General features: G+C 69.5%; 13 protein-coding genes. 7 read left to right on the top strand and 6 right to left on the bottom strand.

The features are described 5' to 3' along the window. Positions 1–6: 6 nt before the first annotated feature. Positions 7–399, bottom strand: coding sequence for a hypothetical protein (locus tag ACEN96_RS24750; RefSeq protein ID WP_495585674.1), 393 nt, complete (start codon positions 397–399; stop codon positions 7–9). Positions 400–614: 215 nt separating this feature from the next. On the opposite strand from ACEN96_RS24750, the gene ACEN96_RS24745 reads away from it, so the two are divergent. Next, positions 615–2390 carry a peptide-N4-asparagine amidase gene (locus ACEN96_RS24745; protein ID WP_495585673.1) on the top strand — a complete coding sequence of 592 codons (1776 nt, stop codon included), beginning with the start codon at positions 615–617 and terminating at the stop codon, positions 2388–2390. 19 nt (positions 2391–2409) lie between these two features. Here ACEN96_RS24745 and ACEN96_RS24740 read toward each other — a convergent pair whose 3' ends face one another. The 4 genes from ACEN96_RS24740 to ACEN96_RS24725 form a co-directional block, all read right to left on the bottom strand. Then, entirely contained in the window at positions 2410–2934 is a 525-nt protein-coding gene (locus ACEN96_RS24740; RefSeq protein WP_495585672.1) for a hypothetical protein, read from the bottom strand. A 170-nt stretch (positions 2935–3104) separates the two neighbouring features. Then, positions 3105–3581: a hypothetical protein gene (locus ACEN96_RS24735; protein ID WP_495585671.1), complete on the bottom strand. Its 477-nt coding sequence runs from the start codon at positions 3579–3581 to the stop codon at positions 3105–3107. Beyond that, positions 3565–4236 (bottom strand): Rhs element Vgr protein, encoded by a 672-nt coding sequence (locus ACEN96_RS24730; RefSeq protein WP_495585670.1) that lies wholly within the window; start codon positions 4234–4236, stop codon positions 3565–3567. Before ACEN96_RS24730 ends, ACEN96_RS24735 begins: the two co-directional genes overlap by 17 nt. A 116-nt stretch (positions 4237–4352) precedes the next feature. Next, positions 4353–5030, bottom strand: a complete 678-nt coding sequence (locus tag ACEN96_RS24725) for a TetR/AcrR family transcriptional regulator (protein WP_495585669.1) — start codon at positions 5028–5030, stop codon at positions 4353–4355. 104 nt (positions 5031–5134) lie between these two features. Between ACEN96_RS24725 and ACEN96_RS24720 the strand changes: the two genes are divergently transcribed. From ACEN96_RS24720 to ACEN96_RS24695, 6 genes are all read left to right on the top strand, one after another. After that, positions 5135–5947, top strand: a complete 813-nt coding sequence (locus ACEN96_RS24720; protein ID WP_495588680.1) for an oxidoreductase — start codon at positions 5135–5137, stop codon at positions 5945–5947. 23 nt (positions 5948–5970) lie between these two features. Further along, positions 5971–6411 carry a DUF2147 domain-containing protein gene (locus tag ACEN96_RS24715; protein ID WP_495585668.1) on the top strand — a complete coding sequence of 147 codons (441 nt, stop codon included), beginning with the start codon at positions 5971–5973 and terminating at the stop codon, positions 6409–6411. 276 nt (positions 6412–6687) lie between these two features. Beyond that, the gene (locus ACEN96_RS24710) at positions 6688–8523 is read left to right on the top strand and encodes a methyl-accepting chemotaxis protein (protein ID WP_495585667.1); all 1836 of its coding nucleotides are present in this window, start codon (positions 6688–6690) and stop codon (positions 8521–8523) included. A gap of 245 nt (positions 8524–8768) precedes the next feature. Continuing rightward, positions 8769–9449 carry a class I SAM-dependent methyltransferase gene (locus tag ACEN96_RS24705; RefSeq protein WP_495585666.1) on the top strand — a complete coding sequence of 227 codons (681 nt, stop codon included), beginning with the start codon at positions 8769–8771 and terminating at the stop codon, positions 9447–9449. A gap of 57 nt (positions 9450–9506) precedes the next feature. Further along, positions 9507–10550 carry a VTT domain-containing protein gene (locus tag ACEN96_RS24700; protein WP_495585665.1) on the top strand — a complete coding sequence of 348 codons (1044 nt, stop codon included), beginning with the start codon at positions 9507–9509 and terminating at the stop codon, positions 10548–10550. Positions 10551–10602: 52 nt separating this feature from the next. Continuing rightward, positions 10603–11181, top strand: a complete 579-nt coding sequence (locus ACEN96_RS24695) for a 3'-5' exonuclease (RefSeq protein WP_495585664.1) — start codon at positions 10603–10605, stop codon at positions 11179–11181. 36 nt (positions 11182–11217) lie between these two features. Here ACEN96_RS24695 and ACEN96_RS24690 read toward each other — a convergent pair whose 3' ends face one another. Further along, positions 11218–13203 (bottom strand): diguanylate cyclase domain-containing protein, encoded by a 1986-nt coding sequence (locus ACEN96_RS24690; RefSeq protein ID WP_495585663.1) that lies wholly within the window; start codon positions 13201–13203, stop codon positions 11218–11220. Positions 13204–13214: the final 11 nt, after the last annotated feature.

The raw sequence follows: 13214 nt of genomic DNA, 5'->3' as shown, positions 1-13214 counted from the left end.
TTCCGCTCACCCAAGGGGCGGAGGTGTTGCAGTGTTCGTTGCGGGCAGGCCCATCCACTTGTCCAGTTGCTCATCGCTCCATTTTTGGTCCAGGCCGGCGGCTTGATAGAAGGATTCGTCGAGCGGCGTGGCGTTGAGTTCGGCCCTAACTGCGTCGAGGAGCGGACGCATTTTCTCCACCACTCGAGAGTGTTGCTGTTCGGCTTCCCGGAACATGTCCCGTTGCAGGAGCCTGCCTTGCTCGATAGCCGCAGCAACGTTCGCTTGTTCGCGATTGAACTCCCCTTCACGGCGCGACCGCAACACGCCGCAGATGGGCGGTCGCAGGTTATGCGTGCATTGGCTTTGAAAGTCGCGATTTACGGCCGGATGAAGTCGCGCCTTATGGTGCGCTCCCAAGGCTCCCTCGTAGGAGCGGAGTCGCGGCTTTTGGAGAAACGCACAGTGAGCATTCCGGCGTGGCACAAGTCTTGCGGCCTCGCTTCGGTCGCTTGATGAGCGACTCCCTTCGTCACTCACCTTGATTGGCTCCGATGTCCCTCTTCACCCAATCCCTTGCGGCGCTTCGAACGCTCCCAGCGCCCCGGCAGCGCCGGTTCCTGAGCGCACTCGCCGTGTGCGCGCCCTTGTGCCTGCTCAGCGCCTGCGGCGGAAGCCGCGACGCCACCCCGACGCCGGGTGAACTGGTGGCCGTGCCGGTGTTCGCGCCGGCCGCGAGTGCTGCCGGCGTCGTCGTCGCCGATGCGCCGCTGCCCCGGCCGACGAGTCCGGCCTGCACCGTCAAGCTGTACGACAACATGACCTTCCAGGGGTTCGACGTCCACCCCTTCGCCTATGCCGGCGCGGGCGCCTGCCCCGGTCCCTGGGCCAAGGTGGTGCTGGAGGCGGACTTCTCCGTCAACGCCGGCCGCCAGTTCGACCGTACCGCGCTGATCTCCATCGGCGGCATCAACCTGTACACCGGCACCACGCAGGAGCCCTCGGCCAGCGTGGCGCCGAGCTGGCATGTCGAGCGCGATGTCACCGACTACGCCAAGGCCCTCACGGCCGCGGCCGGCGGCCATGTGCGCCTGGACAACGTCGTCGACGGCACCTACACCGGCTTGCTGACGGGGTCGGCGCGGCTGGTCTTCTATCCGGCGGCCACCTCGGCCGATGCGGCCAGCACCCGGGCGGCGGATCTCGTGATCCCGCTGGCGGGCGACCTCCAGACGGGCGACCCGGCCAATCTCAAGTCCGCGGCCGATGCGCTGCAGCGCACGGTGTCACTGCCCACGAACATGGTGCGCCTCTACCTGGACGTTCAGGCGGAGAGCCAGGGGGGCGACGAGTTCTGGTACACCTGCGTGCCCGACGACCAGACCCAGGTCCTGCAGAGTTGCGGCGGCGGCAGCTTCCGCGAGGTGCTGGTCCGCATCGACGGGCAGCCTGCCGGCCTGGCGCCGGTGGTGCCGCGGGTCTATACCGGCGGCGTCGATCCCGGCCTGTGGCGGCCCACGCCAGGCGTGGAGACGCTGTCCTTCGTGCCCTCGCGCGTGGACCTCACGCCGTTCGCCGGCGCGCTGAGCGATGGCGCGCCACACACGGTGGCCATCTCGGTGCAGGGCGCGCAGGATCACTTCGCCGTCGTCGGCAGCCTGCTGGTCTACCGGGATGCCGCGGCGAGTCAGACCGGCGGCGCCCTCAGCAGCAACACGCTGGCGAGCACCGCGCCGACGGCCCCCGTCACGAGCAACGGCATCACCACGGCCGCCGACGGCAGCGTTGGCGGCACGCTCGGTGTCACGGCGGCTCACAGCTATACGGTCACGGGCTACGTCAACACCGCCAACGGCCGCGTGACCACGACCGTGCAGCACGACCTCACGTTCAGCAATCAGCAGAACTTCAAGATCGCCGGAGCTCTCTATCGCCAGACGCTGGCGCAGAGGACCACGAGCACGGCCATCGTCACGACGGAGGGCAGTGGCCGCCGCTTCATCGACAAGACGGCGTTGAGCTATCCGCTGGACATGGACTACACCTATGACGGCGACAAGAACCGCCAGGACGCCAGCGCCGCGCAGGACTTCCGCACGGAGGTGTCCCGCTCGGTCAACGGTGGCGACGTGTTCCACAGCGCGTTCAAGAACACGCTCTCCGTCAAGTCGGCGCTCCTCTTCAGCAGCACCGGGGGCCCCACCCAGCGCGTGGGCGAGGAGGGCAGCCAGACCGTGACCTACACGGACAGCCTGGGCAGTTGCTACCAGCGCGGCGTGGTCACGGCGGCCAATGTGCTGGCCTCGTTCCAGGACGGCGCGGGCTGCGCCGGCGGCAACCGCGTGAACTGGCTGGCCCAGCCGGATGGAGCGCCGCCTCAGGCGCTGCTGGACCGCGTCTCGACGCCGTGAGGCGCCAATGCCCGCGCCCTCAGGAGCGCAGATCCTTGCCGTGGAACGCGCGCTCGAACTCCATGAACGCGGATGGCGAGTCATCCAGCACTTCCAGGCGCGACTCCGTGTGGAACTCGGAGCGCCGATCGGGCGCCTCGCCATGGAAGGGATCGCCTGACCGGTGCAGGACCGCCACCGCCATCTGGGAACGCAGAGTCGCAAGCAGGGGATCGGACCAGTTGATGACGAGGGTCTCGAACTGCTTCAGCGCCTTGGCGAGCACGTCCACCGGCAGCTCTGTCAGTGCCTGCTGGCCCTTGGCCGCCAGCACGCGTTCGAAGTAGCCCAGATGGCGCATCACCCGCCGCGTCTGGCGATGCGTGTCGAGCAGTTGCTTGAGGGCGATGCCGGTGGACTTCTGCGCCTCGAGGGCGTTGTTGTCCGGCGGCGGGGTCTCGGACGGAGGAGCTGCTACGCGAATGCCGAGACGCCGGCCTTTGCGCTCCAGGCGGACGTCGATGGAAAGGAGCCGGGCCACGCGGCGCAAGGGCGCCGTGAGCAAGGCGACGCCTCTGAAGGAGGCCAGTCGGGACGTGGGCATAGGCGGCGGAGGATCCCAGACCCCCCATCGCGAGTCAGCACCGATTTCCAACGGCGCATGCCGATGCGGGCAGCAACGCGCACAAGCTCACTAAAAGAAGCACCTTGCGAGTGCCCTCGGGAGCTTCGCGCTCAGCGGCAGGTGCCGTTGCGCCAGGTCTCCGCGGGCACGAAGCGCCGGTTCGCGCCGTCGCCCGCCATGCAGAACCGCACCGAGTAGCCGCGCGTCGGATCCGACTTGTCGGACGGGCGCACGTTGAGGAAGGCCGAATAGACCTTGCCGTTCTCCAGCTTGCCCAGGTCGCTGGACTTCGCCGCGGGCGGCACCTCGCCATACAGGTGACAGGCCGCCGCCGACTGCGGCACCGCCGGGTCGGCGTCGTACATGACCCACCAGACCACCCCCACCGGCTGCGTCGACAGGTCCGACACCGAGATCCCCTGCAGCTTCGCCGCCGGGTCGCGTTTCACGTCCTTCTCGGACAGGAAGAAGCAGGGCTGTCCGTCGCGCAGCTGCACTTCGGCGTCTCCCATGCGGGAGGTCGCGCTGCAGGCGCCGACCATCGAGCACAGCGCCAGGGTCAGGAGTTGCTTAAGGAAGGTTCGCATGATCGGCCGGGTTCTTCAGGAAGTCCGAGAGCACGTCTTCATAGAGCGCCAGCGAATTGACGTACTGCTTCATCGCCACGACGTTCGGGTCGCCCTTCAGATACTTCACGGCGAAGTAGTCGGCGACCAGGTTGCCTTGCGCTTCCATGTTGTAGTCGCCGAGCTTCTTGCCGCTCTTCAACTCGTACTCGTAGCTGAGGCCGATCCGGATCGCGCCGCGCAGCATCACCCAGTAGCCGAGCTGGTGCTGCCAGACGTGGACCATCTCGTGCATGAACCACCATTGCTGGTCGGCCGGCTCCTTGGAGAAGTCCTCCTTGAACTTGCCCGGATTGAAGTAGAGCTCCCCGTTGGGGGTCATCGCGCAGTTGTCCGGCTGCAGTCCGAAGGGGAGGAACTCCTCGCGGTGGACCCACACGGTGGTGTAGTCGACGGAGTTGCGGAAGATCTTTTCGCAGAGCGCGATCTCGCCCATCGTCAGGCGCCGCTTGCCGTCCACCGGCGTGCCGGCCTGCGGCGGGGGCGGCGTCAGGGCGTCCGGCAGGTGGGACAGGTCGGCGCGCTCCAGCCGGTCTCGCAGGGGCGTGGGGCTGTCCCAGACGGCCGGCTCCGCCAGCAGCGAAATGCCGGGCTGCACCGCCTCGGGGGCGAACATCGTCTGGCGACTCTCTGTCCCGAGCGGACCCGGAATGGCGGCACGTCCCATGCGAACCTCGAAGGAAGAATGGGAGGCAGTCTAGTCATTGACGCGCCGTTCTCCTTGGACCTTGGTCATATGCCCTGCTCACTCGGCAGGCTGCGCAAGAGCATCAACAGTCCCTCTTCCAGATCGTGCTGAAAGCGGTAGCGCAGGGCCGCCAGTTCGGGAAGCTCGATCACTTCGGCCGCGATCTTGGCCGGTTGGCTGAGCGGCCAGAGCCCGATGAGCATCGGCAGGGCAACGTGGATGCAGCGTTCGAAACTGGCCGCCGAGATCGACGGCACACAGGCGTGAAAGTCGAGCGCCGTCTCCTTGCGCACGGTCAGCAGACCATGCTTGAACGCGACCATCCGCTCAGCCGAAATGTTGTGCTCAAGGATCGAGGGAAAGATGCTGGTGAGTCGGCACAACAGCGGGCGCGCCGCCACGCTGGCCGCGAACGTTCGCGCGATGTGCTCGATGGTTCCGCCGCCGCGCTTGCGATCTCGGCTCAGTGCCGTGCGCAGCTCGGTGCGCCACAGGACGAACTCCTCGACCAGGACATCCAGCAGGACGGCTTCGCTGCTCTCGAAGTACCGGTAGACGTTTGACTTGGTCATCTGCGCGCCCCGCGCCAGTTCGTTGATGCCCAGGTCGTGCACGTCCGGCATGTCCAGCAGCAGAGACTTCGCGGTGTCGAGCAGGTGGCGGCGGCGCTCCTCCTTCTGTTCGGGAGAGCGTGCGCGTAGATACGGTGATGGATGGCTCATCGGCAATGTCGTGAACAGGGACTTGCACAAGAGACCGATGGTCTGCTAAATTGGAGACCGTCAGTCTTCTAACGCTCGCACCATAGCAAGGAAACATCATGGAGATGAATGGCAAGACGGCGCTCGTGACAGGCGCCTCCTCGGGCATCGGCAAAGCCTGCGCCGAGCGGCTCTCGAGGGCAGGCTTCAAGGTCTACGGTACCAGCCGGCGTGGGGCCGGCGTGGACCAGCGATCGTTCGAGATGCTGTCCCTGGACGTGACCAGCGACGAGTCCGTCGAGACTGTTGTCGCGGAGATGCTGCGCAGAGAGGGACGCATCGACCTGCTCGTGAACAACGCGGGGTTCAGCACTGCCCCCGCCGGAGCGGAAGAGAGCTCGATGGAGCAGGCCCGCTCGATCTTCGACACCAACTTCTTCGGAATTGCCCGAATGACCCGTGCGGTCGTGCCTCACATGCGCCATCAAGGCGGCGGTCGCATCATCAACATCGGCTCGATCTTCGGCTTCCTGCCGATGCCGTACATGGCGTTCTATGCCGCGACCAAGCACGCGGTCGAAGGCTATTCGGAATCACTCGACCACGAGCTGCGAACGATGGGCATCCGGGTCTCGGTGATCGAGCCCGCAAACACCAGGACGCAATTCGACGCGAACTTGCTCGAACCCGACGCCAAGCTCGATGAATACCGCGACGTCCGTGCGACCGTCGGCAAGCGGATGACCGAGCTGATCGAGGAGGCGGATGACCCGGGCATCGTGGCCGAGACCGTGCTGAAAGCCTCGATCGCGGCCCACCCGAAGCTGCGATACACGGCCGGCGGTCGCGCCAGCCGCCTGCAACTGCTTCGCACCTTCGCGCCGGCAGGCATGGTGGACGCCGGCATTCGCAAGAACCTGCGGCTTGCCGCAGCCTGATCGCGAGGCGCTGGAGAGCAGACATGGTGAACAAGCACGCAATGACGGTCCTGACGCTGGCGCTCATGCTGGCCAGCGGTGGCGCGTTGGCGCAGGCCACCCCGATAGGGTTGTGGAAAGTGATCGACGAGGAGACGAAGCAGCCGCTGTCTCATGTGCGCATCGGCGACGCGGGAGGCGTACTGAGCGGCAGGATGGAGAAGCTGCTCGACCCATCGCGGCAGGACGCGAAGTGCGACAAGTGCACCGACGCGCGCAAGAACCAACCGATGCTGGGCATGACGATCATGCGCAACGTCAAGGCCGCTGATGACGGCATTTGGGAAGGCGGTGAGATCCTCGATCCCAACAACGGCAAGGTCTATCGGGTGAGGCTGAAGCCGCTCGACCACGGCAAGGTGCTGGAGGTGCGCGGCTACCTGGGACCGTTCTTCCGCAATCAGCACTGGCTGCGTGTCGAATGAGACGCGTCGAACAGGGTCGCCTTTCTCCAAGCGCAGAAACCCCACGTCCCTCCAGGCATGGCCGCCAAACGTGACCCCCATCACAACCACCTCCCCCGAAACGCGGGGGATAGGCCCGTGAATCATTGACTTCATCACGCGTCCGTGAAAACGGCAAAACCGGCATGAGATTTCAAAAGTAGCATTTCGTCCATCCGAAGCCGGTTCGTGGACCACCAGCCCGCCGCTTCCTTCTCCTTGCGCCACCCGTGCGGCGCAGCTCTCAAGGGACAGGACATGAACGGACTCTCGATCAAGAAGCAGCTGATGCTCGCCTTCGCCCTCCTGGTCGCCGTGGTGGCGGGGGTCAGCGCCTTCGCCCTGCAGGCGCTCAGCGCCGCGGACCAGCGCTTCTCGGGCTATCTCGACGGCATCAATTCCCGCGAGGCACTCGCCGTCGATCTGCGCATCGCCGCCAACCGCCGCGCGATCGGCGTGCGCGACATGGTCGTCGTCAAGACGCCGGTCGACGTCGACACCGCCAAGGCAATGGCGCTCGAGGCTCATGCGGCCCTGGGCAAGAGCCTGAACGAATTGAAGACCGCCGCCGCCGCGCCCGGCGTCGCCCCGCGCGAACGCGAGCTCCTCGGCCGCGTCGGAGACATCGAGGCCAAGTACGGACCGGTCGCCGCCGCCATCGTCGACATGGCCGCCGCCGGCAAGCGCGACGAAGCGATGGAGGCCATGACCCGCGACTGCCGCCCGCTGCTCGCCGCACTGCTCAAGGCAACTCGCGAATACGTCGACTACACCCGCGCGCAAGGTGACGCGCTGGCCGAGGAATCCCATGCCGCCTACGGCCGCCAGCTCACCTGGCTGATCGCGATCGGCGTGGCCGCCGCGGTGCTGGCCGCCGGGCTCGGCTGGCTGATCGTGCGGCGCCTGATGAAGGCGCTCGGCACCGAACCCGCCCAGCTCGCCGACGCCGCCCACCGCATCGCCGGCGGCGACCTCAGCGCCGTCGAGGGCGCCAGCCAGGCCCCCGCCAACAGCGTGCTCGCGTCGATGGGCCAGATGCAGCAGCAACTGCTCGCGCTGATCGGCCAGGTGCGCGGCTCCGCCGAGCAGATCGCCCAGGCCAGCAGCCAGATCGCGCTGGGCAACCGCGACCTGTCCGCCCGCACCGAGGAGCAGGCCGCCGCCATCGAGGAGACCGCCGCCTCGATGGAGGAACTCAGCGCCACCGTGCGCCAGAACGCCGACAACGCCCGCCAGGCCAATGAACTGGCGCGCGACGCCAGCGGCGTCGCCGTGCGCGGCGGCGAGGTGGTGAGCCAGGTCGTCGAGACCATGCGCGGCATCAACGACAGCAGCCGCCGCATCGCCGACATCATCGGCGTGATCGACGGCATCGCCTTCCAGACCAACATCCTGGCCCTCAACGCCGCCGTCGAGGCCGCCCGCGCCGGCGAGCAGGGCCGCGGCTTCGCCGTCGTGGCCTCCGAGGTCCGCAGCCTCGCCAGCCGCTCGGCCGGCGCCGCCAAGGAGATCAAGGCCCTCATCGGCGAGAGCGTCGCCCGCGTCGAGCAGGGCAGCCAGCTCGTCGACCAGGCCGGCGCCACCATGACCGACGTGGTCGGCGCGATCAAGCGCGTCTCCGACATCGTCGGCGAGATCAGCGCCGCCAGCACCGAGCAGAGCGCCGGCGTCTCCCAGGTCGGCGAGGCCATCACCCAGATGGACCGCGCCACCCAGCAGAACGCCGCGCTGGTCGAGGAAAGCGCCGCCGCGGCCGACAGCCTCAAGCGCCAGGCCGGCGACATGGTGGGCGCCGTCGCGGTGTTCCGCACCAGCGCGAGCGCGCAAGCCCCCGCCGCGCGTCCGGCGGCCTCCAGTTCGCCGGCCCCCGCAGCGTCCTTCTCCAAGGGCGCTCCCGCGGCGCACGGCCCGTCCGCCGCCGCGCCGCGCCCCCTGGCCGCCCCGGCGGTCCGCGTGGTGTCGAGTTCCGCCGCGCCGGCGCGCCGCCCGGCACCCGCTCCCGCCCTGCGCGTCGTGCGTCCCTCGCCGGCCCCCGCGCCGAAGGCGGAACCCGCGCTCGCGACGGCCGGCGACGACGACTGGACCTCGTTCTGAGGCCCTGAGGCCCCCGAGGTTCTTAGGTTCTTAGGTTCTTAGGTTCTTAGGTTCTGTGGCCCGGGGCCTCCGGGGCTTCGAAGCTCCGAAGCTCCGAGGCGCGCCGCCGGGGCCCGACCCGGCTGGCAGGGGGGCGAACGGGATTTCCCTGTCCCGGATGCGGAGGCTTCCGCCCGGTCCTTCCGGGTGACTATGCTCCCAGACCGCCCACGGAGCCTGATGGCCGTGGCGGAGGAGGTCTCCCCATGCCGGCTGTCAGTCCCCTGGTCCGCATCGACTATCCCCATCTCGCCCGCCGCGAGATGCTCGCCTTCCTCCCCCGGGAATGCCGCCGGCTGCTGGACGTCGGCTGCAACACCGGCGCCTTCGGCGAGGCCGTCAAGGCCGCGCGCCCCGGCACCGAGGTCTGGGGCATCGAGCCCGACCCTGGCGCCGCCGAGCGCGCCGGCCGGCTCCTGGACCGGGTGATGCAGGGCTATTTCGGCGACCGCCTGCCGCTGCCCCCCGGCCACTTCGACGTCATCGTCTTCAACGACGTGCTCGAGCACATGCCCGATCCCTGGGCGGCGCTGCACCAGGCCGCGCCGCTGCTGGCCTCCGGCGGCATCGTCGTGGTCTCGCTGCCCAACCTGCTGCATCTGGACACTCTCTGGCCGCTGGTGCGCCACCGCGATTTCCGCTACGAGGCCAGTGGCGTCCGCGACCGCACCCACCTGCGCTTCTTCACCCGCACCAGCGCGCTGCGGATGTTCGAGGAATGCGGCTACGAGGTGCTCAGTGTCCAGGGCATCAACGAGCAGTGGTACACCCGCTCCATCCCGCGGCGCCTGGTCTACCGCCTGTTCGCCCGGCAGCTCGAGGAGACCAAGTACGTCCAGTACGCCTTCGTCGTGCGTCCCGGCCCGCGGCCCCGGCTGTCGGACTGACGCCGGGAATCGCCCCACCGCCGGTGGGTGTCACGGGCTGCCGCGACAATGGCCCCCATGCGCGCCCTGATCGACCTGCTGATCCAACACGACTTCGTGCTCGTCTTCCTCGTGACGCTGGCGGCGCGCGTCGGCGCGCCGGTGCCCGCGGCGCCGCTGTTGGTGGTGGCGGGCGGCCTGGCGGCGGCGGGACGGCTCTCGGCGCTGTCGCTGGTCGTCGCGGCGGTGCTGGCCAACGTGCTGGGCGACGCCATCTGGTACGTCGCCGGCCGCAGCTACGGCCACCGCGTGCTCAGACTGCTGTGCCGCGTCTCGCTCTCGCCCGACGTCTGCGTGCGCCAGAGCGAAAGCCTGATCGCGCGCTGGGGCGGCAGCTCGCTGCTGGCGGCCAAGTTCCTGCCCGGCATCTCGGTCGTCGCCGCGCCGATGGCCGGCGCGCTCGGCATGGGCTGGCGGCGCTTCATCGCCTACGACGCGATCGCCGGCCTGGTCTGGACGCTGTGCTTCCTCGGCCTGGGCCTGGTCTTCAGCGACCAGATCCAGGACGTGCTGGACACCCTCTCCAACGCCGGCCTGATGGCGCTGGCCGCCATCGGCGCGGCGCTGCTGCTGGTGGTGGGCAACCGCTGGCGCCGGCGCCGCAAGATGGCGCGGCTGCAGGGCCAGGTCGAGCGCATCAGCGCCGAGGACGCCGCCGCGCTGGTCGAGCAGGACATGGCGCCGCTGTTCATCGACGTGCGCAGCGATGCCGGCCGCGCCGTCGATCCGCGCACGCTGCCCGGCGCGCTGAACATCCCGCTGACGCGTATCCCCGAATACGCCGCCCAGTTGCCCGATGACCGCCTGCTGGTTCTGTATTGCAGCTGCCCGAACGAGGTCTCCGCGATCCAGGGCGCCAACGAGCTGATCCAGCGCGGCCATGCGCGCGTGCTGGCGCTGGACGGCGGCCTGGACGCCTGGCATGCGTTGCAGCGCCGCCGCGACCGGGATCGCGGCGACAGCGGCGACGGCGACGCGGTCGATCCGCCGTCCACCGCCAGCCCCGCGCGCGGTCCGGGCGGTCCGGGCGCGACGCCCTCGGCCACGCCCGCCGTCCCCTGAACTGAGGAGGGGTGGCCACCGCGGCTGGCCCGGCGCTTGCATACTCGCCGCCATGACCGTTGCCGCACTGCCCGCCGCTTCCCCGGTCCTCGCGCCGACCATCCTCGATCTGGAGGCCTCCGGCTTCGGCCGCGGCAGCTACCCGATCGAGATCGGCTTCGTCGAGGCGGGCGGCCTGCCGTTCTGCTCCTTGATCCAGCCCGCGCCCGACTGGCAGCACTGGGACGAGCAGGCCGAAGCGCTGCACGGCATCTCGCGCGAGGTGCTGCAGCGTCACGGCCGTCCGCGCGAGTGGATCGCCGACGAGCTCAATCGCCGCCTGGCCGGGCAGACGGTCTATTCCGACAGCTGGGGCCATGACTACAGCTGGCTGAGCCGGCTGTTCGACAGCGCCGGCCGGCTGCCGCGCTTCCGCCTGGAAGACCTGCGCCGCCTGCTCAGCGAGGACGAGGCCCGCCGCTGGAGCGGCGTGCAGCAGCAGGTGCGCGAGGAGGCGCACCTGCGGCGCCACCGCGCCAGCGCCGACGCGAAGGTCCTGCAGATGACGCTGATGCGGCTCAAGCATGGTGCCGGCGCGCCGGCGGCGACGCTGGGCGGCAGCGATCCGGACGACTTCGGCCGCTGCGGCTAGGGGCGCCTAGGGGTGTCTAGGGGTGTCTAGGGGTGTCTAGGAGCGGCCGGCGTCCGGCCTGCCGGGCCGCTGCGCGCAGAGGCTGCCGCTGGAGCGGCCCTTGCCGGCGCGCTTGGCGCGGTAGAGCTGGTCGTCGGCCTGCTCGATGAGTTCGTCGAGCCGGGCCTCGCGCGCCCATCGGACGCAGAACCCGACGCTGGTGCCGATGTGCAGTTCCAGCGCGCCGATCCGGAACGGCATCGTCAGCGCGTGCACCAGCTTGTCCGCGACGACCTGCGCATCCTCCGGCCGGGTGACGTGGGCAAGGAGGACCGCGAACTCGTCGCCGCCCACGCGCGCCACCAGGTCCTGCGGCCGCAGCGCGTGCCGCAGCCGCCCCGCCACCGCCTGCAACAGCGCGTCGCCGACCGGGTGGCCGTGCTCGTCGTTGACCGGCTTGAAGCGGTCGAGGTCCAGGTAGAGCAGCGCGACCAGCTCGTCGCGCTCGCTGGCGCGGCGCACCGCGGCGCCGGCCTCCGACGCGAAGCCGGCGCGGTTCAGCAGCTCGGTCAGCGGATCGGTGGTGGACGCGCGCAGCAGCCGCAGCTGCTCCTGCTTCGCGTCGGTGACGTCGCGCGCGACGCCGTAGGCGCCGATGATCGCGCCGTCCTCGGCCACCAGCGGCGCGTAGGTCAGCTCCACGTAGCGCGACTCGCCGCGGTCGTCGCCATCCAGCGGCATCGGACGGCTGATGCCTTCGTCGTCACGCATCTCCACGACGCTGGTCTCGCCGGCGAAGGCGCGCTGGATCAGCGGCCGCACCGCCGGATAGAGGCGGTCGAACAGCTCCGAGGCGTGGCGTCCCTGCCAGGACCGGTCCGGAAGATCGAAGCGGCGCTCGAAGGCCTTGTTGCAGAACAGCACCCGCTCGTCGGTGTCCAGGGCCAGCATCAGCACGTTCACGCTCTGCGCCATCGCGCTCATCACCGCCTGGTGGCGTTCGCGCTCGCGGCGCGTCTCCTGCTCCAGGACCTGGCGCTCGACCTCGCGCCGCCGGTCGCGCTGGTGCAGCCGCGTGAACCAGGCCGTCAGCCCGAGCGCGATCGCGCTCACCAGCACCGAGAACCCCAGCACCGCGCGCCGCTGCTGCAGGTAGCCGCCCAGGATGCGGTCGCGCTCGAAGGACACGTACAGCCGCATCGGATAGTCCTGCAGCACGCGGTACGACACGATGCGCTCGAGCCCGTCGGCGGGACTGCTCGCGACGACGAACTCGCCGCTCGCCGGCGGATCGGGCGGCACCTGGGCGCCGCCGGGCAGCGCGCGCAGGTTGCTGCCGACCAGGCCGGCCACCTCGGGCCAGCGCGCCATCGCGATGCCGTCGTCGCGCTCGAGCAGGATCGCCATGCCGGCGCGCACCGTCCGGGCCCGGTAGAGGCGCAGCAGCGCGTCGACATCGATGAAGCCCACCGTCGCGGTGAACGGCCCGGCCGGCGCGCTCAGCCGCGTGGCCATCGGCACGACGAGATGGGCCCCCGGCCGCAGCCGCAGCGGGCTGCCGATGACGATGCTGGGACCGCCGGGCCGGCCGAGCTCGGACAGGAAGCTCTTGCGGCCCAGGTCGATGTAGGGCTCGCCCGTCACCGACGGGATGCGCCACAGCCGGCCGTCGGCGCTGGCCAGCATCAGGTCGGTCAGGCCGCGGGAGTTGTCGCGCAGCGAGTCCACCAGCAGCGACACCGTCGCGTCCAGGTCCTGGCGCTCGTTCTTGCGCGTCAGCAGCAGCAGGTCCAGCGTGCGCAGGCTGCCTTCGGTCTCGCGCATCAGCTGCTCGGTGTCCTGCGAGGCGTTGAGCGCGATGCCATGCAGGTCCTCCTGCAAGTCCTGCACCAGCGAGCGCGGATAGACCAGCGCGAACCACAGCACCAGCGCCCACAGCACCACCAGCACCAGTCCCAGCGCCAGGAACGGCCCATAGACCAGCAGGCGGCGGACCTTCAGGCGCTCCGCGAAGGACTGGCTGAAGACGGACGATGGCGGCATCCGCAGGATTG

The sequence above is a fragment of the Roseateles sp. Mitsp63 genome (assembly GCF_059491535.1).
Note: the sequence above shows the minus strand (reverse complement) of the source record. Positions and strands in the feature narration are given on the sequence as shown.

What these genes read in the sequence shown, in the direction of transcription:
- ACEN96_RS24700 (WP_495585665.1), top strand. Translation starts at nt 9,507, where the DNA reads ATGCGCGCCCTGATCGACCTGCTGATCCAACACGACTTCGTGCTCGTC.
- ACEN96_RS24695 (WP_495585664.1), top strand. Translation starts at nt 10,603, where the DNA reads ATGACCGTTGCCGCACTGCCCGCCGCTTCCCCGGTCCTCGCGCCGACC.
- ACEN96_RS24720 (WP_495588680.1), top strand. Translation starts at nt 5,135, where the DNA reads ATGAATGGCAAGACGGCGCTCGTGACAGGCGCCTCCTCGGGCATCGGC.
- ACEN96_RS24690 (WP_495585663.1), bottom strand. Translation starts at nt 13,203, where the DNA reads ATGCCGCCATCGTCCGTCTTCAGCCAGTCCTTCGCGGAGCGCCTGAAG.
- ACEN96_RS24725 (WP_495585669.1), bottom strand. Translation starts at nt 5,030, where the DNA reads ATGAGCCATCCATCACCGTATCTACGCGCACGCTCTCCCGAACAGAAG.
- ACEN96_RS24735 (WP_495585671.1), bottom strand. Translation starts at nt 3,581, where the DNA reads ATGCGAACCTTCCTTAAGCAACTCCTGACCCTGGCGCTGTGCTCGATG.
- ACEN96_RS24710 (WP_495585667.1), top strand. Translation starts at nt 6,688, where the DNA reads ATGAACGGACTCTCGATCAAGAAGCAGCTGATGCTCGCCTTCGCCCTC.
- ACEN96_RS24705 (WP_495585666.1), top strand. Translation starts at nt 8,769, where the DNA reads ATGCCGGCTGTCAGTCCCCTGGTCCGCATCGACTATCCCCATCTCGCC.
- ACEN96_RS24730 (WP_495585670.1), bottom strand. Translation starts at nt 4,236, where the DNA reads ATGTTCGCCCCCGAGGCGGTGCAGCCCGGCATTTCGCTGCTGGCGGAG.
- ACEN96_RS24715 (WP_495585668.1), top strand. Translation starts at nt 5,971, where the DNA reads ATGGTGAACAAGCACGCAATGACGGTCCTGACGCTGGCGCTCATGCTG.